This is a genomic window from Blautia caecimuris, assembly GCF_024622975.1.
In the GTDB taxonomy this organism is placed as follows: domain Bacteria; phylum Bacillota; class Clostridia; order Lachnospirales; family Lachnospiraceae; genus Blautia_A; species Blautia_A caecimuris.
In genome coordinates this window covers 1-26,753 of the sequence record NZ_JANJZT010000004.1, presented here as the reverse complement: position 1 = coordinate 26,753, position 26,753 = coordinate 1, and the positions used below count along the sequence as shown (strand labels likewise).

The 26,753-nt window shown below is 42.4% G+C and carries 24 protein-coding genes, 1 pseudogene, 1 CRISPR repeat array and 1 riboswitch; of the genes and pseudogenes, 4 read left to right on the top strand and 21 right to left on the bottom strand.

Annotated features, from left to right (window positions below; genetic code table 11):
• Positions 1-119: 119 nt before the first annotated feature.
• Positions 120-1,181: an FUSC family protein gene (locus tag NSA57_RS03865; RefSeq protein ID WP_257464080.1), complete on the top strand. Its 1,062-nt coding sequence runs from the start codon at positions 120-122 to the stop codon at positions 1,179-1,181.
• 121 nt (positions 1,182-1,302) lie between these two features.
• Here NSA57_RS03865 and NSA57_RS03860 read toward each other — a convergent pair whose 3' ends face one another.
• The 9 genes from NSA57_RS03860 to NSA57_RS03820 form a co-directional block, all read right to left on the bottom strand.
• Positions 1,303-1,488 (bottom strand): (2Fe-2S)-binding protein, encoded by a 186-nt coding sequence (locus NSA57_RS03860; RefSeq protein ID WP_147598583.1) that lies wholly within the window; start codon positions 1,486-1,488, stop codon positions 1,303-1,305.
• Positions 1,489-1,508: 20 nt separating this feature from the next.
• Positions 1,509-2,285, bottom strand: coding sequence for a glucose-1-phosphate cytidylyltransferase (gene rfbF, locus NSA57_RS03855; RefSeq protein ID WP_147598585.1), 777 nt, complete (start codon positions 2,283-2,285; stop codon positions 1,509-1,511).
• A gap of 233 nt (positions 2,286-2,518) precedes the next feature.
• The gene (locus tag NSA57_RS03850; RefSeq protein WP_257464079.1) at positions 2,519-3,904 is read right to left on the bottom strand and encodes a radical SAM/SPASM domain-containing protein; all 1,386 of its coding nucleotides are present in this window, start codon (positions 3,902-3,904) and stop codon (positions 2,519-2,521) included.
• A 173-nt stretch (positions 3,905-4,077) separates the two neighbouring features.
• Complete coding sequence (locus tag NSA57_RS03845; protein WP_257464077.1) at positions 4,078-4,638, bottom strand: TetR/AcrR family transcriptional regulator; 561 nt, start codon at positions 4,636-4,638, stop codon at positions 4,078-4,080.
• A 27-nt stretch (positions 4,639-4,665) separates the two neighbouring features.
• Positions 4,666-5,436 (bottom strand): phosphoribosylformimino-5-aminoimidazole carboxamide ribotide isomerase, encoded by a 771-nt coding sequence (gene hisA, locus NSA57_RS03840; protein WP_257464076.1) that lies wholly within the window; start codon positions 5,434-5,436, stop codon positions 4,666-4,668.
• Between the two features lie 269 nt (positions 5,437-5,705).
• The gene (locus tag NSA57_RS03835; RefSeq protein WP_257464075.1) at positions 5,706-6,167 is read right to left on the bottom strand and encodes a hypothetical protein; all 462 of its coding nucleotides are present in this window, start codon (positions 6,165-6,167) and stop codon (positions 5,706-5,708) included.
• Between the two features lie 132 nt (positions 6,168-6,299).
• Complete coding sequence (gene dapB, locus NSA57_RS03830) at positions 6,300-7,058, bottom strand: 4-hydroxy-tetrahydrodipicolinate reductase (protein ID WP_138270160.1); 759 nt, start codon at positions 7,056-7,058, stop codon at positions 6,300-6,302.
• A 108-nt stretch (positions 7,059-7,166) separates the two neighbouring features.
• The gene (gene dapA, locus NSA57_RS03825) at positions 7,167-8,060 is read right to left on the bottom strand and encodes a 4-hydroxy-tetrahydrodipicolinate synthase (protein ID WP_022068794.1); all 894 of its coding nucleotides are present in this window, start codon (positions 8,058-8,060) and stop codon (positions 7,167-7,169) included.
• Between the two features lie 66 nt (positions 8,061-8,126).
• Entirely contained in the window at positions 8,127-8,639 is a 513-nt protein-coding gene (locus NSA57_RS03820; protein WP_138270161.1) for a cob(I)yrinic acid a,c-diamide adenosyltransferase, read from the bottom strand.
• A 212-nt stretch (positions 8,640-8,851) separates the two neighbouring features.
• Positions 8,852-8,950, top strand: a riboswitch (THF riboswitch).
• A gap of 68 nt (positions 8,951-9,018) precedes the next feature.
• On the opposite strand from NSA57_RS03820, the gene NSA57_RS03815 reads away from it, so the two are divergent.
• Entirely contained in the window at positions 9,019-9,591 is a 573-nt protein-coding gene (locus NSA57_RS03815; protein ID WP_147598595.1) for a folate family ECF transporter S component, read from the top strand.
• Positions 9,592-9,795: 204 nt separating this feature from the next.
• Here the strand turns inward: NSA57_RS03815 and NSA57_RS03810 are convergent, their stop codons facing one another.
• Complete coding sequence (locus NSA57_RS03810; RefSeq protein ID WP_022068797.1) at positions 9,796-10,422, bottom strand: single-stranded DNA-binding protein; 627 nt, start codon at positions 10,420-10,422, stop codon at positions 9,796-9,798.
• 192 nt (positions 10,423-10,614) lie between these two features.
• On the opposite strand from NSA57_RS03810, the gene typA reads away from it, so the two are divergent.
• Positions 10,615-12,447 (top strand): translational GTPase TypA, encoded by a 1,833-nt coding sequence (gene typA, locus NSA57_RS03805; protein ID WP_022068798.1) that lies wholly within the window; start codon positions 10,615-10,617, stop codon positions 12,445-12,447.
• A gap of 206 nt (positions 12,448-12,653) precedes the next feature.
• Here the strand turns inward: typA and NSA57_RS03800 are convergent, their stop codons facing one another.
• The 6 genes from NSA57_RS03800 to adhE all read right to left on the bottom strand — a co-directional run bounded on the left by NSA57_RS03800 (position 12,654) and on the right by adhE (position 19,319).
• A complete protein-coding gene (locus NSA57_RS03800; protein WP_330671295.1) occupies positions 12,654-13,742 on the bottom strand; it encodes a DUF4179 domain-containing protein in 1,089 nt (362 codons plus the stop codon).
• Positions 13,739-14,293, bottom strand: a complete 555-nt coding sequence (locus NSA57_RS03790) for an RNA polymerase sigma factor (RefSeq protein WP_257464074.1) — start codon at positions 14,291-14,293, stop codon at positions 13,739-13,741. Before NSA57_RS03790 ends, NSA57_RS03800 begins: the two co-directional genes overlap by 4 nt.
• Before the next feature lie 467 nt (positions 14,294-14,760).
• Positions 14,761-15,225 (bottom strand): hypothetical protein, encoded by a 465-nt coding sequence (locus NSA57_RS03785; protein ID WP_138270165.1) that lies wholly within the window; start codon positions 15,223-15,225, stop codon positions 14,761-14,763.
• Complete coding sequence (locus tag NSA57_RS03780; RefSeq protein ID WP_177297352.1) at positions 15,225-15,686, bottom strand: DUF3990 domain-containing protein; 462 nt, start codon at positions 15,684-15,686, stop codon at positions 15,225-15,227. Before NSA57_RS03780 ends, NSA57_RS03785 begins: the two co-directional genes overlap by 1 nt.
• 235 nt (positions 15,687-15,921) lie before the next feature.
• Positions 15,922-16,680 (bottom strand): aminoglycoside phosphotransferase family protein, encoded by a 759-nt coding sequence (locus tag NSA57_RS03775; protein WP_257464073.1) that lies wholly within the window; start codon positions 16,678-16,680, stop codon positions 15,922-15,924.
• Positions 16,681-16,700: 20 nt separating this feature from the next.
• Positions 16,701-19,319, bottom strand: coding sequence for a bifunctional acetaldehyde-CoA/alcohol dehydrogenase (gene adhE / locus NSA57_RS03770; protein WP_147598602.1), 2,619 nt, complete (start codon positions 19,317-19,319; stop codon positions 16,701-16,703).
• A 385-nt stretch (positions 19,320-19,704) separates the two neighbouring features.
• Here adhE and NSA57_RS03765 point away from each other — a divergent pair, with 385 nt between their 5' ends.
• Positions 19,705-20,400 carry a GTP pyrophosphokinase gene (locus NSA57_RS03765; RefSeq protein WP_147599526.1) on the top strand — a complete coding sequence of 232 codons (696 nt, stop codon included), beginning with the start codon at positions 19,705-19,707 and terminating at the stop codon, positions 20,398-20,400.
• A gap of 120 nt (positions 20,401-20,520) precedes the next feature.
• Here the strand turns inward: NSA57_RS03765 and NSA57_RS03760 are convergent, their stop codons facing one another.
• From NSA57_RS03760 to cas4, 5 genes and pseudogenes are all read right to left on the bottom strand, one after another.
• Positions 20,521-21,720 (bottom strand): pyridoxal phosphate-dependent aminotransferase, encoded by a 1,200-nt coding sequence (locus NSA57_RS03760; protein WP_147599525.1) that lies wholly within the window; start codon positions 21,718-21,720, stop codon positions 20,521-20,523.
• 5 nt (positions 21,721-21,725) lie between these two features.
• Positions 21,726-23,204, bottom strand: coding sequence for a sodium-dependent transporter (locus tag NSA57_RS03755; protein WP_147599524.1), 1,479 nt, complete (start codon positions 23,202-23,204; stop codon positions 21,726-21,728).
• A 152-nt stretch (positions 23,205-23,356) separates the two neighbouring features.
• Positions 23,357-24,515: direct repeats of the CRISPR family, unit length 32 nt; unit sequence ATTTCAACCCACGCTCCCGCGAGGGGAGCGAC.
• Between the two features lie 170 nt (positions 24,516-24,685).
• On the bottom strand, positions 24,686-24,976 hold the full coding sequence (gene cas2, locus NSA57_RS03750; protein WP_138270169.1) for a CRISPR-associated endonuclease Cas2: 291 nt from the start codon (positions 24,974-24,976) through the stop codon (positions 24,686-24,688).
• 12 nt (positions 24,977-24,988) lie between these two features.
• A complete protein-coding gene (gene cas1c, locus NSA57_RS03745; protein WP_257464072.1) occupies positions 24,989-26,020 on the bottom strand; it encodes a type I-C CRISPR-associated endonuclease Cas1c in 1,032 nt (343 codons plus the stop codon).
• Positions 26,017-26,678: pseudogene (gene cas4, locus NSA57_RS03740) on the bottom strand (CRISPR-associated protein Cas4). The gene cas1c and the pseudogene cas4 overlap by 4 nt, the downstream one beginning before the upstream one ends.
• Positions 26,679-26,753: the final 75 nt, after the last annotated feature.

Genomic DNA, 26,753 nt, shown 5'->3' with positions numbered 1-26,753 from the left:
GCTGTACATTCGCAGGACATTTTCTTTTTTCACAAAATGGACATAAAAATATCATTTGACAAACCTTATTCCTGATGATATAATTCCTCCCCGATAACTCAGCAGAAAGGAGCGTTTTCATGACATTTTATCAGGAACTGCAGTTAAATCAGGCGGGGTCAAAATCACTTATCAAAAGCTGTGCAACCTCCGGTGAAAAGCTGCGTCACACACTTGTTTATCTGTTTAAGATTTTTATTACCATGGTATTTTGCGTGGCCTTTGTTATGGGATACGGCAAAATTTTCGGAGATGAAAACAGTATCGTAGGCGTTATTATTCTCCTCTGTGTTATGGTTTTCCGAAATGCAGACTTTGGAATGAAGATGACTGGCTCCCTTGCTTCCATGGCAATTATCTTTTCTATTCTGGCCTTTGGCCCAAGACTTGCCAATATGGCCGGACTCTTCGGCGAACTTCTTATTAATGCAGCCTGCATCTTTGTGCTTCTTCTCCTTGGCTGCCACAACATTATGATGTCCAATCATTCCACTATCGTCCTTGGTTATCTTCTTCTCTATGGTTATGACACCACAGGAAAGGACTATCTTCTCAGACTGGCAGCTATTGCCGCAGGCGCTCTTCTTACGGGAATTGTTTTTTACAGAAATCACCGCAGCAGAACATACAAAAGAACTCTCTCTGATGTTGTAAAAGAATTCCGTATTGATTCTCTCCGGACACGCTGGCAGCTGACTGTGACCTTTGGCGTATCTACCGCGATCTTTCTGGGAGGTCTTTTTCATATTCCCAGAACCATGTGGATCGGAATTGCAGCCATGTCAGTACTTATGCCGTTCCGGGATGATCTGAAAGGCCGGGTAAAGGGACGTATTCCGGGAAATATTATCGGAGGTGTTGTTTTTCTTGCCCTCTATCTTCTGTTTTCCCCTTCTATTTTGCCTTATATTGGAATAATCGGAGGTGTGGGCGTAGGACTTTCTGCTTCCTATAAATGGCAGGCAGTATTTAATTCGCTTGGCGCAATGGCGATCGCAACAGCCATCCTGGGGCTTCCGGGAGCAATTCTTTTCCGTATTCTGAACAATATTCTGGGTTCCGTTTACGGCCAGCTTTTTGAAAAATTCAGCAGCGGGATTCTGGATCGGTTCACAGCCTCCACACCCTGCGCAGAAGCATAAAAGCAGAGCATTTTTCTCAGGAAAATAAGTACAGAAGGTATGAATTTTCCCGGTAAATAATAAAGAGTACAGATTCCTCAGATACTGAGGTGGTCTGTACTCTTTTTGCATTTCTTATTTTTTACTGATTTTCCTCCACTATATCGCGAACCAGACAACGGATAAAATCTCTGCACTTGCCGCATCCGGTACCGAAGCCGGTAAGCTTCTGGACTTCCTCGTAGGTAGATGCGCCTGATTTTACCGCATCCTCAATCATACCATAGGTAATGTTCTTGCAATGACATGCTTCTTTCTCCCGCTTCATATCCTGTCTCCTTTCTTTTCTTATTCCCAGCTCTTCCAGGGAGCCTGCCCCTTCTGCCACAGCTCTTCCAGAAGATTCTTTTCTCTTAATGTGTCCATACACTGCCAGAAGCCCTTGTGCCGGTAAGCGTTCAGTTCTCCTCTTCTGGCTGCCTCCACCAATGGTTCCTTTTCAAACACAGTATCGTCACCCTCAATAAGATCCATGATCTCCGGTTCCAGAACCATAAATCCGGCGTTGATCCAGCCCCCGTCCTCTTTTTTCTTTTCCTTAAAATTCGTAATGGTTCCATCTTCACAGATATCCAGAATTCCAAAACGTCCTCCTGGCTGGGCTGCTGTAATGGTTGCCATTTTTCCATGGGATCTGTGATAATCCAGAAGTTCCTTCAGATCAATATCTGCAACTCCATCCCCATAAGTCAGCATAAACGTGTCTCCGTCCAGATATTCCCTGACTCTTTTTATCCTGCCTCCGGTCATCGTATTCAGTCCGGTATCCACCAGTGTTACTTTCCACGGTTCCAGGACATTATTGTGAACGATCATTTTGTTTTCCTGAGTAAAATCAAAGGTAATATTACTGTTGTGCAAATAATAATCTGCAAACCACTCCTTGATCACATGCTGTTTGTAACCGCAGCAGATTACAAATTCATGAAATCCATAATGAGAATACATTTTCATAATATGCCACAAAATCGGCTTTTCACCTATCTCGATCATGGGCTTCGGTTTCAGGTGGCTTTCCTCACTGATCCTTGTGCCAAATCCGCCTGCCAAAATTACAACCTTCATATATGTCTCCAATCCTTATTCAGTATCTTGTATCATGTGCTGCCGCGTTTGTACGACTTCATTATCATTTATTCTAATACAAATCACAGAAAAATGGAACCACCAAAATAAAGCAAAAAATACAGGCTCTTTTCCATCCTGATATTTCGGATTTCAAGATACCTGTATTCTTTATTCTTCAGCAAAAACTAAAAGCATTATTTCTGCTGCAAATCACCAAATGTAGTTTTTTCTTAAAAGGATCTGGAAGCTTTCTTCTCCTGTGTCTCTTTCCAGAGCCTTTCTGCCTCCGGAGCCCATTTCGCTGCATATTCCACGCATTTTCCGCAAAGATGTTCCGGGGTTTCCGGCGACTGAAGATCTGTGGAATGTGCGCCGGATTCTTTTACAAGCCTCTGAAGGATCTCAGGATTCTCCAGCATGGGACATGGACGAAGCATATTGTCGTTAAACGCCTGATTGTTGTGGTAAGCCATAAATAACGGCTGTTTCAGTATCTCAAGAATTGTATTTTCTCTGATATTTCCATTGGAATAATGGATAAATACACAGGGTTCCGCGTCTCCGTTTGCATTAATATGAAAATAATTTCTTCCGCCTGCAATACAGCCTCCTACAAACTCACCGTCATTCTGGAAGTCCATGGTAAAAAGTCCCGGCCCATGTTCCATATTGCGGATTTCCCTGACTCTGTGGTGCATATATGTTCTCTGCTCCACTGTGGGAAGCAGTTCCGGTGAAGCCTCGTTTCCAACCGGCATATAGTGGAAATACAGAGAATACCGGCAGCCTTTTTCCACCAGCATCTGAATAAACTCATCGTTTGTAACACTTTCAATATTCTGGCTTGTATAACAGATGGAGGTTCCGAATACAAGACCGTTTTCTTTCAGAAGCTCCATGGCATGCATAACCTTTCCGTAAACACCCTCGCCCCGGCGAAGATCATTAACTTCCGGTTTTCCTTCGAGACTGAGCGCAAGAAAAAGATTTCCTGCCTCCTGCATCTGACGGCACAGTTCCTCATCCACAAGAGTACCATTGGTATATGCCAGAAAAATACAGTCATTATGCTTTTTGCAGAGAGCAATCACGTCTTTTTTACGTACAAGAGGCTCTCCGCCTGTAAGCATATAAAAATAAATCCCCAGTTCTTTTCCCTGCGTGATCACAGAATCCATTTCGTCAAAGGTCAGATTCAGTTTATTTCCATACTCCGCTGCCCAGCATCCGGTACAGTGCAGGTTACAGGCACTTGTAGGATCCATTAAGATAATCCAGGGAATGTTGCAGTTATGGATCTTTCTCATTTCGCGGATTGTCCTGGTTCCATTATAAAACGCTTCATATCCCAGATTCAGAAGAGTTGTCTTCAGCACATTGGGATGCAGCTGATCAGCCATGGAATTAATATATGTATTCAGGGTATATCCCTGGTTTAAAGTTACTCTCCTCAGATATTCCCAGTTGATCCCCAGATCAAATTCATCCATATACTTCTGTGCAGTATCAAGGATTTTTTCATAGGCCTGTTCCCGGTTCTTACTGATCTGGCTAAGCTCATGATCTACGATTCTGGAAAATACCTTTCTTCCTGCTGCGTGTGTTACCCTGTTCATCTGAAAACTCCTCCTTACAGCGCCTGCTGCGCATGGTCAATCATATCTTTTCTTATGTTCATAAACACATTATATTCTCCTGTGTTATTTTTTCCATAAACAAAAACAGGACAGTGTTTAGTTTTTTACCACTGTCCTCTATCTGGCTAAAAAGCTCTGTATCTTTATTAAATTCAGGTTTCCAGAATACGAAGAAGAGAATTTTCCTCATTCCCTCTTGTGATTATAGCTCCCAGCATTTTTATCAATTCCTCGGGATCCTGCTCCATTCCGTCTCTTACCCATGAAAAAATAATTCCTTCAAAGGCATAGGTATAAAAATCTGTAATAAATTTTCGTTTTTCGGGAGCAACCGTTATTCCCTCTGCCATCTCATCCAAAATATTACTGATAATTTTAACAATATATGTATACATAAACCTCAGAAGATAATCTTTCTGAACACATGCGTAAGTACTCATGATAAATTTTTTATTTTCCCGGGCATAGGTAAAAAACCTCCGAAAACGTTCTTCCCAGCTGTCAGCAGGATCGTCTCCCATAATGGCTCTTTCCACCTCACTGCAATAAATCCACTCCACCAGATCATAAATATCCCTGAAATGATAATAAAAAGTGTGTCTGTTAATCCCACAGGCTTCTGCAAGGTCTGTCACAGTGATTTTGGAAAGAGGCTTCTTTTCCATCATTTTTTTCAGAGCTTCTGCAAGAGCTCTCTTTGTTATTGTTGACATAATTCCTCCATGCTTTGACTCTGGTTCCTATTTAAGCTTTTTCAGACTGTCAAACGGTATCTTTCCGCCAAAAAGATCCAGAGCGCTTCCTACCGTTACATCCAGTTTTCCTTTTCCATAAATTTCAAGAGTACGAATGTCCTCCATACTTCCCACACCGCCCGCATAAGTTACTGACCGTTCTCCATACTCTGCAAGCAGCTTTACCAGTTCTGCCTCAATTCCTCCGGCTTTTCCTTCTACATCTACGCCATGAATCAGAAATTCATCGCAGTGGGCGCCAAGCTCCCTCAATGTATCCAAAGTTATCTTTACATCTGTAAATTTCTGCCATCTGTCCGTTACGATGTAGTAAGCTCCGTTCTTTTTCCGACAGCTGAGATCAAGTACCAGATGCTCTTTTCCTGTTTCTTTTTCTATTTTTTCCAGGTTTTCCCAGGACAGCCTTCCATTTCGGAAAACATAGGAGGTAACAATCACATGACTTGCGCCTGCATCAAGATAATCCTCTGCATTTTCCGGGCAGACCCCTCCGCCGATCTGAAGGCCTCCCGGATAGGTTTTTAAAGCGTTCAGCGCCTGTTTTTTTGTTTCCTGAAAATAGGGTGAATCTTCCGGATTGAGAAGGATCACATGGCCTCCCTGTAATCCGGAATCTCTGTACAGCGCCGCATAAAAAGCAGCATCCTGCTCTGACACAAAATTCTCTCTTGCCTGATCGCCTGTGTCTCTCAGACTTCCCCCAACAATCTGTTTCACCTTACCATTATGTATGTCAATACACGGACGGAATTTCACTGATTCATCCTCCTTTATCCCTGCACATATCCTGTACTTCCTGTCTTTTACAGAATATATTGCAGCACGTAATATGTTTCTATGTAAGGACATGCTCCTACAGATACTGTCCCGTATCGGCATGTCTCTGTATGGCAGCAGCTGCAGACCAGATGCAGACTGCCGTAAGCCGTCATATTCCGCAGGCATCTGGCCGCATCCTGTGGAAGTGTTTCTTATTCACCGGAATGGCCTGTACAGAACGTACTGTTTTACCAGTAAATAAAAAGCTACCTTCCCTCTGCCGCATTTCCCACTGCGTCACCTACATCTTCTACTGCGTTGCCCACGCCCTCGCCGAGATCTTTTACACTGTTTCCCAGCTCACCGGAAACGGTATCATCATTTCTGTCAGTACTCTGATCCATGGTGCCGTCCGCAACATCATCTGTTCTGTCTCCTGCAACAGTGTTGTCATCAGCAGCGTTATTTTCAGATGCAGTATTGTCATTCTTTGTATCTGTATCCGCAGAAGTCCCATTGTTATCTGTCCTATTATCATCTGTCCTGTCAGCATCCGGAACTGCATCCTTATTATCCATGTTGTTGTCTCTGTCTCCGTTGTCCATCACGTTATCTTTTGCTGTGTTTGTTTCGTCTGCATTATTGTCTGTTCTTTCTCCACAGGCGGTAAATGCAGTTAATGCCAGTACAAGCATCATACCTGTAATGATCTTTTTGATGTTTTTCATCCTGATTGTCTCCTTTTCTTGGAATTTTAAAGCTCATACAGGTAATATGCGTAATTTTTTCAGTTTTATTCGTGAAAAAAATTCCAAAAAAGGCAGGACTACTGCTTTTCAGCACTTGTCCTGCCCTGATTATTAACCCTCGATCACATCGGCCATATCATAACGGCCTGCCGGCTTTCCTGCCAGGAATTTAGCTGCCTCAACAGCGCCTTTTCCAAATACAGCTTTTGAATATGCGGTATGCTTAAATTCAATCACTTCATCCGGACCTGCAAAGATCACCTCATGCTCTCCTACGATTGTTCCTCCCCGAACAGCAGAGATACCAATTTCTTTATCAGAGCGCATTTCTCTCTTCTGGCTGCGGTCATAAACATATTTATATTCATTGCCCATAGCTTCATTGAGACTGTCTGCCAGCGCAAGAGCAGTTCCGCTTGGGGCATCCAGCTTCAGACGGTGATGGCGTTCTACAATCTCCATATCAAATCCGGCTGTTGCCAGAACCCTGGCCGCCTCCTGGATCAGTTTCAGAAGGGTATTGATTCCAAGAGACATATTTGCTGATTTCAGCACTGCTGTTTTCTTTGCTGTTTCTTCTACCCTGGCCAGCTGCTCTTCACTGAGCCCTGTTGTGCACAGAACCAGAGGAAGCTTCCTTTCTCCGCAATAATCAAGAAGCGCATCAACTGCTTTTGCAGAAGAAAAATCAATCACTACATCCACGTCTTCCTGACAGGCAGAAAGATCTGTATACACCGGATAAGAAGTATTACCTTTATCCGCAATATCCACTCCCACAGTGATCTCCGCCTCCGGATCCTTTTCCACAAGTTCTGAGATTACCTGGCCCATATGGCCACAGCATCCGTGCATCATAATTTTTATCATAATTACCTCCTCTGTGTGCCTGTATGCACACATCCAGATATGTGTAAAATCATATCTGCTTTATTGCCTGTAAACTGGCAGGCATCTGAATTTGATCCGGCTTCTTGTTTATGCAAGTTTAAGACCATAATCCTTCATTGCTTTTGCAAGAGTTTCTTTGTTGCTCTCCTCCATTTCGCAGAGAGGCATACGAAGAGGACCTACTTCCATACCCATCATGTTCATGGCTGTTTTAACCGGAATCGGATTTACCTCACAGAAAAGTGCATTGATCAGCGGAATTGCTTCAAGCTGAAGTCTTGCCGCCTCTCTGGTATCTCCTTCCATGAATTTCATAACAATATCATGTGTCTGCTTCGGAGCAACATTTGACAGAACAGAAATAACTCCAAGTCCGCCCAGAGACATAATCGGAAGAATCTGGTCGTCATTTCCGGAATAAAGCTCCAGATCCTCTCCCGCCATAGACATCATTTTTGCAATCTGAGAAAGATCTCCGCTGGCAGCCTTGATTCCAACAATATTTTTTACATTTTTTACAAGTGCGGCTACGGTAGCCGGCTGAAGGTTACAGCCGGTGCGACTTGGCACATTGTACATAATGATCGGTGTTTCCGGAACGGCATTGGCAATCGCTGTATAATGAGCGATCAGACCTTTCTGTGTAGCTTTATTATAATAAGGAGTTACAACCAGAAGCGCATCCACACCATAGGAAGCAGCCTCCTTTGACATCATAATTGCAGTTTCTGTACAGTTGGAGCCTGTACCTGCAATCACAGGAACACGTTTTGCCACCTTATCCACTGCAAATTTGATAGTTTTCAGATGTTCTCCGTGAGTCATTGTAGATGATTCGCCGGTTGTTCCACAGATAATGACAGCATCCGTACTGTTAGCAATCTGAAACTCCAGAATTTCCTCCAGTTTTTCATAATTTACACTCCCGTCTTCATGCATCGGGGTGATAATAGCAACGCCTGCGCCCTTAAAAATTGCCATATAAGTTCCTCCTTTTATTCTTCTGTACTATATTATGCAAATCACAGTCTTCCCGAATCACGGATTTTACTGTTGCTCTGAATCATTTCCGACCATATCCTCAGTGAGCCTTATCACTGTGTCCACATAGGGTCTCAATCCTTCCGGCAGATTCGAACCGGTCATAACAATCTGCATACTTTCGTCTTTCTGCCTGAGAATGTCTGCAACTGTTTCCACAGAAACAATTCCCTGTTCCATGACACCAAGGATTTCATCCAGCAAAAGGAAATCACATTCCTGGGTCACAACAACTTTTCTGGCAAAATTCAATCCATTTAAGATATTAGAACGTTCTTCTGCCTTTTCCTCATCACTCAGATCATCATAGCAGCAGTCTCTTTTTTCAAAACGGAAAATCTTAATATCCAGATCATCCAACTGCTCCAGAAAATCAACAGAACGTGTTTCTTTTCCCTTCAGAAACTGAATGATAATAACGCTCTTTCCCTCAGCAGCCGCACGAAGACTGTGCCCCAGAGCCAGTGTCGTCTTTCCCTTCGCGCTTCCGCAGTATACTTCTGTTAATTCTTTTTTCATGACAATTCCTCTTAATATTGATGAAACTGCATCTTTTTCAATGTCCTTATCTTACCTCAGTTCGCCTGAAATTGCAAGCTTTTCCGTCCTCTGTCAGTATTCAGAAGCCTTCTAATCGGTGAAAATAATCTGCCTATACTAAAATGTCGAAAAATGCTCTGTTTTTATTGCGTGCCGTAATAAAATAGTATATAATAAACCCATAAAAGACATGCAGAGTAAATTCATATGCGTAAAGTGCCATCCGGATAGAGAGTTGCCGGAAGGACGAAAAGAGAAATCTTGCGGTATATGGGTTGCATCTCGCTGCAACAGAGGGTAAATATTTTTGGTTATCTCCTATTGTGGTCAGATATCTGCGAAGGGAGGTAATTTTTTTATGGAAAAAAACAAAAACATGTTTCTTTCTTCAGCCAAAGAGCTGAAGAGTGTGCCTGCTCTTGCCATGTGCGCAATGTTTGCGGCACTTGCACTGATCCTGAATTCAGTGGCATCCATTAATCTGGGTCCGTATATCAAAATCGGATTTTCCGGTATTCCAAACCAGATTGTTGACTATCTGTTTGGTCCCATTACCGGAGGCTTATTTGCAGGAATTCTGGATCTTGTAAAATATTTCATGAAACCTGACGGAGCCTTTTTCTTTGGCTTTACGTTTAACGCAATGCTCGCAGCCTTTATTTACGGATGCTTTTATTACCGTCAGAAGCTGACTCTGAAAAGAGTTCTGATCGCCAAGCTGGTAGTGGTTCTTGTTGTCAATGTAGTTCTGAACACTCTGTGGCTTGACATGCTGTACGGCAAAGGTTTCCTTGCAATTCTGCCTGCACGCGCAGTAAAAAATCTGATCATGTGGCCAATTGACTCCTTTATCTTTTTCACGATTACCAGACTGATTGAACAGACAGGCGTTTTCCGCAGCTTTAAAAAGACTGTTGTAAGGCAGGCCTGAATTTCCAGCTGAATAACAGATGAAACAAGCCCCTGCCGGTGTATGAATCCGTCAGGGGTTTTGTTCAGCCAGGCATATATTCTTGCATTTTCTATTCCCACAGAACCACTCGATACCAGGCGCCGCCCATATATTTGCCCCATTCATCTGCTTATGTGCAGAAATAATACAGCCGCCTGAATGAGGCAATGCATGTTTCGGGCTCTACTCCATGTATTCCAGCTTGCTTACTGAAACTTCATAGGCGATTCTTTTTTCTGCCTGGTTCTCACCCAGTTTTTTTACATATTCCCGGCTCTGGATACGGCCCCAGATCAGAACATGTCCCCCAACAGCAAAAGCAGAGGCATACCGGGCGTTTCTTCCCCAGCAGATACAGGGTATGTAATCAGATTTTCCATAAGGACGGTTTACAGCCATCAGAAGATCCGCAATTTCTCTTCCCAGCGGAGTTTTGCGGTAAACCGGCGGTTTACAGATATATCCGTCCAGAAAGATCTGATTTACGGGAACTGAGTCGTCCTCTTCCTCTACAAATCTTACCTCCCTTGCAAAAACAGAAAGTACCAGACGGTTGTGTTTTTCCTCGTGGCGGTTATAGGACCGGAACTGACCGTGGATTTCTATATACTCTCCCACGTAATCCTGCGTTACATCCAGAAGTCTTTCGGATACCATGACCGGAATCCTGTCCTCTGAATCACTGAGTCTCTTTACGATCAGATCCATCACATAAAAGCCCTCTCCAAATACCTGATGACTGAAAGTAAAGCCCGTATCAATTTTCCCCATGATTGATACCTGATTGTTTTCAATAATTTTGTCTGCCATAATATAGTTCTCCTTCCTCTTTGGGTATTTTGTCTATATTAGCCTATGTACCTGCCCGGAAGTTTAGAACCAAAATCTTAAAAAATTTTTTTGAATGCCTTGTAATCTGCGAAAAATGTGGTAAACTGAAATGTCGTACCATGAATAAAAAACACATTAATATAGAAGAAAAAAGAAAGGATTTCAAATTTTATGAAGACCAAACGCGAAGATGTACGCAATGTTGCCATTATCGCCCATGTAGACCATGGCAAAACCACTCTGGTGGATCAGCTTCTGAAACAAAGCGGTGTTTTCCGTGAAAATCAGGAAGTACAGGAACGTGTCATGGACTCCAATGATATCGAACGTGAACGTGGTATCACTATTTTGTCCAAAAACACTGCTGTCCATTATAAAGGCGTAAAAATCAATATCATCGACACTCCCGGACACGCTGATTTCGGCGGAGAGGTAGAGCGTGTACTGAAAATGGTAGACGGCGTAATTCTTCTTGTAGATGCCTTTGAAGGCGCTATGCCTCAGACAAAATTCGTTCTTAAAAAAGCTCTGGAGCTTAACCTTCACGTAATTGTCTGCATTAATAAGATCGACCGTCCCGAGGCCCGCCCTGACGAAGTAATTGATGAAGTTCTTGAGCTTCTCATGGATCTGGAGGCTTCTGACGAGCAGCTTGACTGTCCGTTCCTGTATGCATCCGCAAAGGCAGGACATGCAGTTCTTGATCTTTCCGATACACCGGAAAATATGGCTCCTCTCTTTGAAACTATTCTTAAATACATTCCTGCTCCGGAAGGCGACCCGGATGCAGATACACAGGTTCTGATCAGCACCATCGACTACAATGAATATGTGGGACGAATTGGTGTCGGTAAAGTAGAAAACGGCAGAATTGCCGTGAACCAGGAGCTTACCCTCCTGAATCATCATGATCTGGATAAACGTCAGAAAGTAAAGATCAGCAAGCTCTATGAATTTGACGGATTAAATAAGATTGAAGTCAAAGAGGCTTCTATCGGTTCCATTGTAGCTGTTTCCGGTATTGCAGACATCCATATCGGCGATACCCTGTGCGGCGGTGAAAATCCGGAGGCCATTCCTTTCCAGAAAATTTCCGAGCCTACGATTTCCATGAATTTCCTGGTAAACGACAGCCCGCTTGCAGGCCAGGAAGGAAAATATATTACTTCCCGTCATCTCCGCGACCGTCTTTACAGAGAGCTGAACACTGACGTAAGCCTTCGTGTGGAGGATACCGAGTCAACTGAGTGCTTTAAGGTTTCCGGACGCGGTGAGCTTCATCTTTCTGTCCTGATCGAAAACATGCGCCGCGAAGGCTATGAATTCGCAGTCAGCAAGCCTGAAGTCCTTTATCATTTTGATGAGCGCGGCAAAAAGATGGAGCCAATGGAAATCGCATATGTGGACGTTCCGGATGAATTTTCCGGTACTGTGATCCAGAAGCTGAGCGAGCGTAAAGGCGAGCTTCAGGGGATGAGCACTGCCAGCGACGGCTCTGTCCGTCTGGAGTTCCACATTCCTTCCCGGGGACTGATCGGTTTCCGCAGCGAATTTATGACTTCCACAAAAGGAACCGGAATCCTGAATACCATGTTCGACGGCTATTCCCCGTACAAGGGAGACTTCCAGTACCGCAAACAGGGCTCCCTGATCGCATTTGAAGCAGGCGAAGCAGTTACCTACGGACTTTTCTCCGCTCAGGAACGAGGCGTACTCTTCATCGGACCGGGAGCAAAGGTTTACAGCGGCATGGTCATCGGCCAGAACGGAAAGGCTGAAGATATCGAGCTGAACGTATGCAAGACCAAGCATCTGACCAACACCCGTTCCTCCTCCGCTGACGAGGCTCTGAAACTGACACCGCCTAAAGTATTAAGCCTTGAGCAGGCCATTGAATTTATCGACCAGGATGAGCTTCTGGAGATAACTCCTACAAGCCTTCGCATCCGTAAGAGAATTCTTGACCCAAGAGAAAGAAAACGCGCAGGATTTAAGAAAAACTGATCTATCATATAAAAGTCAAAGGCAAAGAACCTAAAATGAAATTTTGACAGAGGGATAAAGCTCTTGTGTTATTCTAACAGATGCGTTCTATTGATAATAGAAAAAGGGAAAGCCAGAAACACACGGCCTACCCTCAATTAATTATGATAACTGTTTTACACAGCCGTTCACTATTGCGAGTAGTGGGCGGCTGATTTATTGTCCTGTTATCGAATTTTTATTTCTATTTTATTACCCAATGGACAATATATCTGTGTTAAATCCGCATCTCCCTCATACACACTTCCTGTTCCTTCTCCATATGTGTCCTCTTCTCCTGTTGTATAAAAATATTTGTTTTCAATATCTTTATTTTTATATTTATCAACATATAACTGAAGGGTTACAGATCCTGCATTTGGAGAAATGCCTGTATATCTTTCGAAAACTCTGTCCTGTTGAAACAGTATTTCTGGTTTATTATAATCTGCAAGCCGGTAACAAACAGAATTGCCCAGATTGTCTTCTCCTATCAAATAATATTCATCATACTCTCCCAAATCTGTCATCTTTCCTGAAATCGTACTTGTAAAATCATTTAGCCGCATTTGAGAAACCGTAAGATTCTGATTTTCATTTATTTTAATCTGTTGATCTATATTAATTATTTCAGTATTTGCCTCCAATTCTTTTAAATCTGTTTTAAATTCAAAAACATACTCGTCTGACTTTGAACTTTCATCTATTTTTTGTATCTCCTCCGGCGAAGCTGTATGCACACTTATTGTTACATCTGCTTCCTCATTGGCAAAAATATTGTCTTCTATCGTATAATGAGAAACCTCTCCCTGCATCTCCCCATTTTCTAAAAGCACGGGATAGCTTTCGCTCAATTGTATTTCCTGTTTATTAATAAGCACGTCTGTCAGCAAAACTGGTTCTTCTGTTTTTTCTGAATCAGAAGTAACAGAAAAAGCCACCCATAAATCATTTTTATCTGCTGCCACTTCATGAATAGTAACCGAAACTCCTTTTCTGGTTATTGTTTTCCCTATCACATCTGTATAGCTGCTGACATCCTCAGAAAGTCCCAGTGCCGTTCCAATCCATGAAGTAAACTGTTTCCATGCTGCTTTTACCTCTTCCTGATGTGTCATAGTACCTGCTGCCAAAAATAATAATATAAATCCCGCTACTGCAGTCTTTAATAACCTGTATTTTATGATTACCTGTTTTTTCCATGGCCGAGAAGCCTCATAAATAAATTTTTCATCAATATCCCCAAATAATTCCAGAAAGGTATAATTGTTCTTCATAAAAGATCACCTGCCTTTTTCCATAATTTTTTTCTGCTGCGAAACAGACTTGATTTCACCTTGCTTTCCGAAACAGAATGTCTTTTGGAAATTTCTTTAATATCATCCATATACCAATAACGCCGCACAAAAATATCCCTGTCTTCTTCTTTTAATCCTTTTAAAAATTCATCCAGAACATCTAAGATCTCCTGACGTTTTATATTATGTTCCAGAGAATACTGTACCGTTTCTTCAAGTCTTTCCAATTCACCATTGATATCTGCCATATGAGAGTCTGGTCTTTTAAACGCATTTTTTCTCCGTAAACAGTCGATTGCCTGATTTCGAGTTATCTTCCCCAGAAATGCAGATAGGATTTTCGGGATTTTAGGTGGAACCTCATTCCACGTTATTAACCAGGTATCGTTTACACATTCCTCTGAATCCTCTTTATTCAATAAAATATTCCATGCGATTCCAAAACAGAGCTTTGAATACTTTATGTCAGTCTGACGAATTGCTTCTTCAGATCTGTTTAAAAATAACTCAATGATATCCGTATCTTCCATACACGCCTCCTGTTCATTTATTCCCCTATATTATATTAGACGTATTTTTTCACTTTATGTTTCATTTTGTCTTTATTTTTTACAAAAAATACAACGAGCCTGTCTGTAAATACCGTTTTTTAGCATCTAAATATTAAAATAAAAATCTCCTGTAGGAATCAGTGTTTTTATACCTGATCTTCCATAGGAGATTCTTATGTTTCTTCCAATTGCATACAGCATGAATTCTTTATAGCCCATGAAACGTTCGTCACAGGTTACCAGTCTCTCATATTCATTTATTTCCCGATAACCTTATTATTTTAATTTTCTAAATATGTCTTATGTAGATAACAACTATTTCTGGCAAAAACGGAAAATTAATTTTCTTTATGCGCCGAATGAAAAATAACTTCCTTTTCTTTACTTTTGCAAATGCAATTTCTTTCGAAACCTGGTATCCAGTATCTAATATTTTTGCATTTTTCTTAAATAACTCTACTTTCCAGGTAACACTCCAGTAAATAAGCTGGATTCTCGTAATACATACTGCTGTTATAATCATCAATCTTAGTACTTAGAAATGAATTGTATACCTTAAACAATGCTTCAATAATTCCGATTTTTTCGTGCTCAGCTACAGCTTTTATCAATCTTTTATACACTTTTCCAATATCCCAATGTGATGGAATTGCATAATTACACTCTTTTACATTATCAAATTCACCGTTTCTAATACCTGCTTCCCGTATAAAATCATCACTGACACGTTCTATATTATCACTATGGTATATGTCTGCTAAATCGTAAATTTTTTCAACTTTTTCTGCCCCTAACATATTTACGACATCTGCCCGCGTGTTTTGAGTTTTTCTGGCAATATAATCAATCAGGCTGCAGGTAAAAAATAAATCGTTATCTTTTGCCGCTTCTCTTCCATTATTTTCCGTCATTACAACACCTCCTCAGCCCCTCTATATTCCAGACATTTCAGTGCCTCATTTGTACAAAAATTAATCTGATGTGTTGGATATTTAAATTTTGCCAATATCCAGAATTGTTCTCTGGTAATAGCCCCTTCCATATAATCGGATACATAATTATAAATCTGATCATTTGCCATTGCCCCGATTACAATATCATAATCATGAGGTTTTCCACTCCTGCAGTCAATTATAAAATCCAACCATTCATCCGTCATATCTTTGAAGTCTTTTATCCGTAAATTTGAATTCAAACGTACCTCATATATAGACACAACTTTAGTATCATATCGTTTCGCCCACCGTTGTGCCTGCTCTTTTATAATTGTACAATAAAATCCTGTTCCAAAATCTTTCGTATTCCTCCCGATACGGATTTCCGGATGCTCTACCGGCATAAACCCACCATGGTATACTGTCATTTTTGCCATCAAATCCCCCCCTGTCTATCCAAAATACTCCTGCGTAAGACTGTTAAATAACACTTGTATTTTATTCATGTACTGCAATTTTTAATTTGTCACTTTATTATTTCTATTCTACCACAGTTCCAAGAATGTGCCAATGCCGGACTGCGGAAGTCCAAAATCCCCGGAACCGACACAGTCAGCCCGGGGATTTTATAAATAATAAAGGGATTTGTTTCAAATGGTTTTTCTATAAATTTTACTGGAAATCAATGATGTCTGTCCAGCGAAGCAGGAACTCTTCTTCCTCTTTTACATCTTTGGTAAGCTGGGCTGCCGCCGCAATCGGAAGCCATTTCTGTACATACTGCTTTGCGGTATCGCTCTTCCTGCAGAAAAGCTTCAAGTACAGGTCAGCCATTTTTTCATCCTTCAGGGCAAATTCCAGATAAGTAATGGCTGCATCGCCGCTGGCATTTCCCTGAGTTGCATGGGACCAGTCTACGATCTTCATAGTTCCGTCCTCTGCAACGATCACGTTGCTTGGGTTAAAATCCCCATGGCAGAGCTTGGTGTGGTTTGGCATGGAATCCAGTCTTGTGAGCAGCTCGTAGCGAACAGTAGCATCCAGCTTATCTTTCATGCTCTCAATCTTGCGGGCAAATTTGTCCTTCTGGAGCGTAAGACGCGGAGCTTTTTTCTCATGCATGGAAAGCTGAAGATCCACAAATTTCTCCATGTATTCCTCAAGCTTATCCGGATTCTCGTTTATCAGCTGTTCCAGAGTTTTGCCTTCTGCATATTCGATCACAATGGCCCACTCGCCATCGATCTCAGTTACCTCCAGAACCTTCGGGATATCCAGTCCGCTTTCCTCTACGCGAGCCTGGCAGAGAGCCTCATTAAAGACATTTGCCTTTCCGTGCTCTTTGGTAAATACCTTGATAATACGGTCTCCATCTTTGTAGACAACTTTATATGGACGTGTCAAAAATACCTTTTTGTCTTTCAGCTTCATGGTAAATACCCTCCCTTTTCTTATTTGGACTCTTTTCCGTAGTATGCTTTCAGATAGATTTCCTTCAGCTCAGCCATTAACGGATATCTCGGGTTCGCTCCTGTACACTGGTCGTTGAACGCCTGTTCAGTCATCTCATCCAGAGTATCCAGGAAATATTTCTCATCTACACCATAATCTTTGATGGTTGGCTTGATCTCAATGATCTTCTTCAGCTCTTCCAGCTTCTCAAGAAGTTTTTCAAATACTTCCTGATCATTTTTGCCTGTAAGACCTACGAAACGTCCGATCTCTGCATAACGTGCAAGTGTGTGCGGATACTGATACTGCGGGAATGTTCCCATTTTTGTCGGTACCTCAACACTATTATAACGCATTACATCTGTGAGAACCAGAGCATTTGCAATTCCGTGAGGAATATGATGGAAAGCGCCAAGCTTATGAGCAAGAGAATGATTTACTCCAAGGAAAGCGTTTGCAAAAGCCATACCAGCCATGCAGGAAGCGTTTGCCATATGGTCTCTTGCCTCCACATCATTTCCGTCTCTGTAAGCTCTTGGAAGATAATCAAATACCAGCTTGATTGCTTTCAGAGCAAGACTGTCTGTATAGTCAGAAGCCATTACGGAAACATATGCCTCGATCGCGTGAGTCATAACGTCAATACCGGAAGCGCAGGTCAGGCCTTTCGGAGCGCTCATCATGTTGTCTGTATCAACAATAGCCATGTTCGGCATCAGTTCATAGTCTGCCAGAGGCCATTTGATTCCTGTTTCTTTGTCTGTAATAATGGCAAACGGAGTTACCTCGGAACCTGTACCGGAAGATGTTGGGATTGCTACAAAGTAAGCTTTTTTACCCATTTTCGGGAAGGTATAGATTCTCTTGCGGATATCCATGAAATCCATTGCCATATCGTCAAAATCAGCGTCAGGATTCTCATAAAGCACCCACATAACTTTTCCGGCATCCATTGCAGAACCACCGCCAAGAGCGATAATGCAGTCCGGCTCAAAGGCGCGCATTGCTGCTGCTCCGGCTTTTGCAGATGCAAGAGACGGATCCGGCTCTACATCAGAGAAACAGGTGTGGACAATGCCCATCTGATCCAGTTTATCCTCGATTGCCTTTGTATATCCGTTTTTGTAAAGGAAAGAGTCGGTTACGATAAAGCAGCGTTTTTTGCCCATAACAGTTCCTAGCTCATCAAGGGCAACCGGCATACAGCCTTTTTTGAAGTAAACCTTTTCCGGGGTTCTCATCCAGAGCATGTTCTCTCTCCTCTCTGCAACAGTTTTAATATTGATCAGATGCTTTACTCCAACGTTTTCAGAAACAGAGTTTCCGCCCCAGGAGCCGCAGCCCAGAGTAAGGGATGGAACAAGCTTAAAGTTATAAAGATCTCCGATTCCTCCCTGGGAGGATGGTGTATTTACAAGAATACGGCAGGTTTTCATAGCTGCTGCATGTTTTGCCATTTTTTCCTTCTCATTTACATTGATATAAAGAGAAGAAGTATGTCCGTATCCGCCGTCAGCTACCAGCTGTTCAGCCTTTGCAAGAGCCTCGTCAAAGGTTTTTGCCTTATACATGGCAAGTACCGGAGAAAGCTTTTCGTGAGCAAATTCTTCGCTGATGTCCACAGACTCAACCTCGCCAATAAGGATCTTTGTTTCAGCCGGAACAGTCACACCGGCCATTTCTGCGATTGTTGCTGCTTTCTGACCTACGATCTTCGCATTCAGCGCGCCGTTAATAATAATTGTTTTTCTTACCTTGTCAAGCTCATCCTTTTTCAGGAAGTAGCAGCCTCTGTAAATAAACTCTTCTTTTACTGCCTTATATACGCTTTCCAGTACAGTAACAGACTGCTCGGAAGCGCAGATCATACCATTGTCAAAGGTTTTTGAATGGATAATGGAGTTTACTGCCAGACGTACATCTGCCGTATCGTCAATGATAACCGGTGTATTTCCGGCGCCAACGCCAAGAGCCGGCTTTCCGGAAGAATATGCAGCTTTAACCATTCCCGGACCACCTGTCGCAAGAATAATGTCTGCTTCCTTCATAACCAGGTTGGTAAGCTCAAGGCTTGGAACATCGATCCATCCGATAATGCCCTCCGGAGCGCCTGCCTTTACGGCTGCTTCAAGAACAAGCTTTGCTGCAGCAATAGTACAGCCTTTTGCGCGAGGATGCGGGCTGATGATAATTGCGTTTCTTGTTTTTAATGCGATCAGTGTTTTAAAAATCGCTGTGGAGGTAGGATTTGTTGTAGGAATAACTGCTGCGATCAGGCCAATCGGCTCTGCAATCTTTTTGATTCCATAAACCGGATCGTCTTCGATCACGCCACAGGTTTTCGTGTTTTTATAAGCATTGTAAATATACTCTGCTGCGTAGTGGTTCTTAATAACCTTATCTTCCACAACGCCCATGCCTGTTTCCTCAACAGCCATTTTTGCAAGGGGAATACGCGCTTTGTCAGCAGCGGTAGCCGCAGCCTTGAAGATTTTGTCTACCTGCTCCTGTGTATAGGTGGCGAAAAGTTTCTGTGCTTCTTTCATCGCAGCCATTTTTGCTTCCAGTGCCTCTGCAGTGTCGATCACAGCCGGGATGTGGGTTTCTGTCTTTGCCATTTGAAATCCTCCTTGTTAATCCATTTATATTCTTGATTGTTACTTTCTTTTGATAGAGCGGCAAATAATTATGTTAATTGATTAACGTTAAATATTTGTCAATCTTGATGGTTTTATTATATTAGTTTGTTAATCATTTGTCAATCTTTATCTCAATAAAAAAATATTTAAAAATAAATCTTAAATCTCTCCTTTTTTGTGTAATATATACAAAAATTTTCTGTCATATTTTTTTATACCAATGCATATCTTAGTTGATGGGGACTGTTTTTCTGTCTGATATCTGCCACAAACAGTTATTCTGACAGACACTCAGGCTTTCAGATATATTTTACCCGAAATTAACTCAGGCTTTTTTTCTATTTATTATAAGGAGTGTAAAGTAATGAACAGTTGTATTGCAGTAAAAGACCATTGGAAATTTATTTATGCACAGATTGAGGAAGAACAGAAGAAATTGAAAAAGAAAGAGCAGTTAAGGCGTGCACTGACATCTGAAACATTCTGCACAAAGGGAAAATGCGCCGTCAGCCTTATGCTGGCAAAGCTTGATATTATTAATACAATCCTTACCATGAAATATCAGCGCAATGTCATTCAGATGAAAACCGGACGGCTGAAGGAATACGACAGCGTATATAAAAAAATGCAGAAAAAAGGGCTTGAACTGAATTTTAATGTTGCCCTTGAAAAAATAAACGACCTGATTGGTGTAAGAGCCGTCTGCGCTTATGTAGACGATATCTACCAGGTTGCCCAGATGATCAAAAAGCAAAAAGATATCCGCATTCTGAAAACCAAGGATTACATACAGGAGCCAAAAGCCTCCGGCTACCAGAGCCTTCATCTGATCCTGGAAACAGCAGTCCCCTTTCAGGAAGATATCCAATGGATAAAAATAGAGCTTCAGCTCCGCACTGCCGCCATGGATTACTGGGCAAATCTGGATCATCAGCTCCGCTATAAGCGTGGAAAAAAAGAAACTCAGTTTATCGACGAGGAACTTCAGCAGTGCGCTGCCGTCATCCGTGCGCTGGATCAGAAAATGCTGACTATCCGAAAAAAGATTGATAAAATTTAAACAGGATTCTCTTCCTGTTTTATGGAAAAAGAATCCTGTTATCGTTTTTACGTTATTATTTCCTTTTTTGTCATCATAAAAACAGCTGACTGTGAAAAGAGTATACTACTCCTTCCGACATTAGCTTTCCTCTGTCAGGGAAAACTCTGCTGCCAGCTTTTTAAATTCCGGAAGAGAATTGATAATCGTCTCATAGGAAACGCAGTAGGCAAGTCTCACATATCCCGGACAGGCAAAAGAGCTTCCCGGCACCATAAGAATATTATACTTTTTTCCTGCCTCACAGAATTCCTTTTCATCAGCAACCGGTGATTTCACAAAAAGATAAAAGGCCCCCTGCGGTTTGATGCACTGAAAACCACAGGCAGTAAGCCCGTTATAGAGAGCCAGACGATTTTTATCATAGGCCGCCACATCCACTTCTGCGTCCACGCAGCGGGCAATCACCTTCTGCATCAGGGAAGGCGCATTGACACTTCCCAGAATACGATTGGCAATACCTGCGGCTGCAATTACTGTTTCACTGTCCTCAAGGTCATCGGGAATCACCAGATATCCGATCCTTTCTCCTGGAAGAGACAGAGATTTGCTGTAAGAATAGCCTACTACAGTGTTTTTGTAGTATTTTGTAAGGTATGGAACCTCTGCCCCGTCATAGGCAAGCTCACGATAAGGCTCATCAGAGATCAGATATATCACACTGCCATATTCCTTCTGCTTTTTCTCAAGAATGGCTGCCAGAGCCTTGATTGTATCTTCCGAATAAATAACACCTGTAGGATTATGGGGACTGTTTACAATAACTGCCCTTGTGTTTGCAGTGATTTTTCTTTCCAGTTCCTCCAGATCCGGCTGAAAGGTTTCTGTATCAGGAGAGATTTCCACAAGCTTTCCGTCATAATTTTTTACATATGCACCATATTCCAGAAAATATGGTGCAAAAACAATTACTTCCTCACCGGGATTCAAAACTGTTTTCAGAATCACGTTCAGTCCGCTTGCAGCTCCCACTGTCATGATCAGGTTTTTCGCAGAAAAATCTGTCCCAAAACGGCGGTTCAGGGACTGCGCAATGGTTTCACGCACATCCTCAAATCCTGCGTTATTCATATACCCGTGAAGAATTACAGGATCCTCATTATTTGCCAGATCAACAATGGCTTCCCGAACACAGTCAGGCGCGGGAACGCTGGGATTTCCCAGGCTGAAATCATATACTTTATCTGCTCCGTACTGTTTTTTCAGACGATTCCCCTCCTCAAACATAGTACGGATCGCAGAATTATTCTGAACAAAAGGAATCATTTTTTCTGCTATCATATCCGTCAGCTCCTGTCTTTTTTACTTTTGCTATGGCCAAAGGCAATCCACACAACCAGGGCAAGCATTGCCACACCAATGATCATCCACGGAACAAGGTACTCCATTCCTTTTGGCTTAAACATGTCGTAGTAGCCTTTCAGGTAAATTACAGAAACCACTACCGGAATTACCCACAGCATGTACATGCGGATACCTGCCGGGAACTTTACTCCCTTTCCTGTGTTTGCTTCCTTTAAAAAGTTTTTCCAACCCCAGCCCCTTTTCGATGCGCAGAAAAGCACAAACAATACAGAACCAAGAGGCAGAATATTATTAGATACAATAAAATCTTCCAGATCCATGATGTTTGTTCCTTCACCTAAAATCTGTATTCCGGACCACGGTCCAAAACCAAGGATTGCCGGCATGGAAAGAATGATAACAAGAACAATATTTACCATTACCGCTTTCTTACGGCTCCATCCCCACAGATCAATGGCAAAAGACAGAATATTTTCAAATACAGCAACCACTGTAGACAGAGCCGCACATGCCATAAAAAGGAAGAACAATGCGCCCCAGAGTCTTCCGCCCATCATCTGGTTAAATACATTTGGAAGTGTGATAAATACAAGCCCCGGACCTGCCCCCGGCTCCACGTTAAACGCAAAACATGCAGGAATAATGATCATGCCTGCCATCAGTGCAACAAAGGTATCCAGCACAAGAATACTGAGACTTTCTCCTGCCAGTGTCAGATCTTTTTTCATATAGCTTCCAAAGATCTCCATGGCTCCGATTCCAATGCTCAGAGTGAAAAATGCCTGAGACATGGCTCCGAATATTACATTTCCGATCCCGGCTTCTTTCATGTTTTCAAAATTCGGAATCAGATAAAATTTAATACCTTCCACGGCTCCGTCCAAAGTAGCAGAATGAACTGCAAGCACAACGATCAGACCTAACAGGCACAGCATCATGACCTTTGTAATTCTCTCAACTCCGTTTTGAAGTCCCAGAGAACAGATTCCAAATGCCAGAAACACTGCAAGGACCATCCAGAAGGTCATGGTTCCTGTGGATTTCTGGAAGTTCCCAAAAAATTCTGTTATCTGTGCAGAATCCGCACCCTGAAGCTTTCCGGTTGCCATTACGTAACCGTAATACAGCGTCCATCCTGCTACCATGGTATAGAACATCATCAGCACATAGTTTCCGATCATACCCATATAGCTGTACTTATGGAAGTTGGAGCCTTCCGGTTCCAGTTCATGAAAGGCCTTCGCCGTACTTTTTCTGCTGGCGCGTCCCACTGCAAACTCGCTGACAAGAATAGGAAGTCCCAGAACTACAAGAAAAACAAGATAAATAAGAACAAACGCCGCTCCACCGTATTTTCCTGTCATATATGGGAATTTCCACACATTGCCCAGACCTATGGCACATCCGGCAGACACCAGAATGAACCCAAGCCGTGAGCCAAAAGTTTCTCTTTCTTTCACTGATTTCCCCTCCTAAAAAATAATTCAAGCTATTATATCACATTAAAGCGTTACTGGAAACCAGTAATTCAAGATTTACCTTTTTCAATTCACCTTCTCCCGCGGGGAGGGGGAGCGACCAAGGCATCTGTTATTCCTGCGTTTCTTCTTAAATTTCAACCCACGCTCCCGCGAGGGGAGCGACCGGAGGGCGAGTGATTGTCCTCTTTTTGGCTGGAGATTTCAACCCACGCTCCCGCGAGGGGAGCGACCGGATCTATCCAAAGGCTTATAACGGCCATACCATATTTCAACCCACGCTCCCGCGAGGGGAGCGACTTTGGATCTATGTAGTTTCCATTAGATATCACTGATTTCAACCCACGCTCCCGCGAGGGGAGCGACAAGATCTGGCGGAGTATATAGCAAAACCGATAGAGATTTCAACCCACGCTCCCGCGAGGGGAGCGACTTACACACTGATTAAACTGGATAGGAGGATTTAAGTATTTCAACCCACGCTCCCGCGAGGGGAGCGACCAAGCTCCGTACAGACCTTATCAAACTGATTACAATTTCAACCCACGCTCCCGCGAGGGGAGCGACTTGGCATACCGGAATCCCTCCAACGCCTTCAAGATTTCAACCCACGCTCCCGCGAGGGGAGCGACGGCGCCGTTAAAGACCACAAACCTGTCAATTCCAATTTCAACCCACGCTCCCGCGAGGGGAGCGACCGGAATTGCGGAAGAAGAGATCGGATATCTGGAAAAATTTCAACCCACGCTCCCGCGAGGGGAGCGACACACCCCTAAATACTGACAGCAAATCATCTTCTGGGATTTCAACCCACGCTCCCGCGAGGGGAGCGACGACCAGACAGGACTATTATTTCCTAAGACACCAGCATTTCAACCCACGCTCCCGCGAGGGGAGCGACATTTTTCAGGACCGGAACGCAGAAACTATTACGATTTCAACCCACGCTCCCGCGAGGGGAGCGACGGCGATTGTTGATCCACCATATTTTTCAGGACCGATTTCAACCCACGCTCCCGCGAGGGGAGCGACAAAAGACCGATGCATAACCGGACAGAGCCGATCAATTTCAACCCACGCTCCCGCGAGGGGAGCGACTCTGATGGAGAGCTGCATGATATCACCTGGACAATTTCAACCCACGCTCCCGCGAGGGGAGCGACTGGAAATCAAAAGGGTATGCTTACCGATTCATGATTTCAACCCACGCTCCCGCGAGGGGAGCGACGATCTGATCATATTTTCGGAGGTGATGTTTGATATTTCAACCCACGCTCCCGCGAGGGGAGCGACAGCAAAAGTCACCAAATTTAAATAGTAACTTTTGTAAAGTAGTAACAAAAATACATTGTTTCTTTTATTTGAGAAACTTATATCAATATAATTTCCTGTATTTTCTGCTTTTTTCATGTGCGAATCTCCTGGGTATTTTATGTTTACTTATATTTCGCACTATACATAGTTTACATAATTAAAATGTCATCTGCAGAAATCCCTTTTTCCATGCCGATGTGCTCTATTTTAGTTTGATATTTGTTTCCCAGATAATAAAATCTTAAGCTGTCACATTCTTTATCAATAATATCGGATAATACAGCCTTCAGCATAATACACTGAGCATTGTCCAAAATACATTCAAACACAGAATTCTGCACACGCCTCCCATAATTTACGCACTGCTTTGCCACCTTTCTTAGGCGCTTTTTTCCTGCTGGTGTTTCTGTATTTACATCATAAGTAATCAATACCATCATAATTTTATCCTCTTATTTCCACAGAAAAACCGGATATCCGTCTAAATCGCCTCTCAGATACCTTGCAAGCAGCATTGCCTGTACATAAGGAACCATTCCCCACTCAATCTTTTCTTTCAAAAATGGATGTGTGATTGTTTCTTTTTTTCTGTTCTGCCATTCTGTCAACAGCCTCTTTCTGGCTTCGTCATCCATAATTACTGCACCATTTTCTTTTGTTTTAAAATTTTTTCTCGTAATTACTTTTTTATTAATAAGTGACAAAACAAAGCGATCAGCCAGCGGGGCTCTTAATTCTTCTATCAAATCTAAAGCCAAAGACACTCTTCCGGGCCTTTCTGTATGTAAATAACCTATATAGGGATCCAGACCGACACATTCCAATGCAGAAGCAATCTGATTTGTTAAAAGCGTATATACAAAAGACAACATCGCATTTATATTGTCTAAAGGAGGTCTTTTATTTCTTCCACAAAACACAAAATCCTTTTTCTGCTGTAGTATCAGTTCATTAAATACTCCAAAATAAATACTGGCAGCCTCTCCCTCATATCCTCTCAACTGTTCCTTTGATTGGCTGTTTCTTATATGTTCCAGTGATTGTTTCAGATGAACCGATGCTGTTTTTACCTGGTCAGTATTGATTTGAAGGCTATGATCACGTACTGCACGCTCCAACACCCAACGAGCATTATAAATTTTTCCTGTAATACAGTTCTTTGCTATAGACAGACTGATTTCCTTATCCCTGCTGCTTTCATATTGCTGTTGCCTCAGTATTACATTCCCTTTTATCTTACCTGTCACTCTTGCCAGAAATTTTCCCTGCGGAGTGACATAGCATAAAGAAATATTTCTGTCAGCACAGGCTCCCATAAGCGCCGGGCTTGTTCCTCTGTATCCAAAAGAAACAATTCCTTCCAAATTATGTAAAGGGAGCCTGCCAACCTCTTTTTTGTCTTCAAATACCACTATATTTTCACCATCCAGAGAAAGATAACTGTTTTCAGAAGTGACATATAACGTATTCAGCAATTTCTTCATTCATTTTCCTCCCTCAGGCGCTCATCCATATAGGCTTTCACTGAAACTGTCCTTCCAATTCGAGGAAGGACAGTTTCAGTGAACAGGAATTACAAGCTTTGGTATATTTTACCTTTGGTGTATATTTTCGGTCATAATACTGATGCATTTCCAGAAACATATCCCGTACCTCTTTTCGCAAAACCTGTGTGAATTCTATTTTTTCCCGTCTTCTCGTTTCTCCGTAAAAAAGCGCGCCCTCAGGTATCTCAGTGGAAAACATTTCTTCCAGACACATAGCCTGAGCTGTCAGCTGAAGCTCATCCTCCTCTGTAAGCTTTGGTCTTCCCTTCTTATATTCGACAGGATATATTTTGAACAGACCACGATGTCCATGTAAGTTAATTCCATCCTCTGCACGATAAAATTCTACTGCATCACACTCTCCACTGGCTCCCATTTCCCTGGAAACTACAGGAAGAGCTCTGGCTATTATTACATCCTTTCGTTTCTCTGTTAAATATGGATCATGAACTTTTCTGTGCATCAACTCACCCACTACAGTATGTGCATTTTCTGCCCATTGCTGCTCTACATGAATTAATGCCCATTGTCTTCTGCAAAATTTAAAATGCTGGATTCCTGATATCATCAAATAATCTTCTTCTACATATTCCATTGTACCAAGTCGCTAGCGCGACGGCTAGTCCTAAGTACGTGGTTCTATTACTTTTTTTCAAAGAAATCTGTTTTC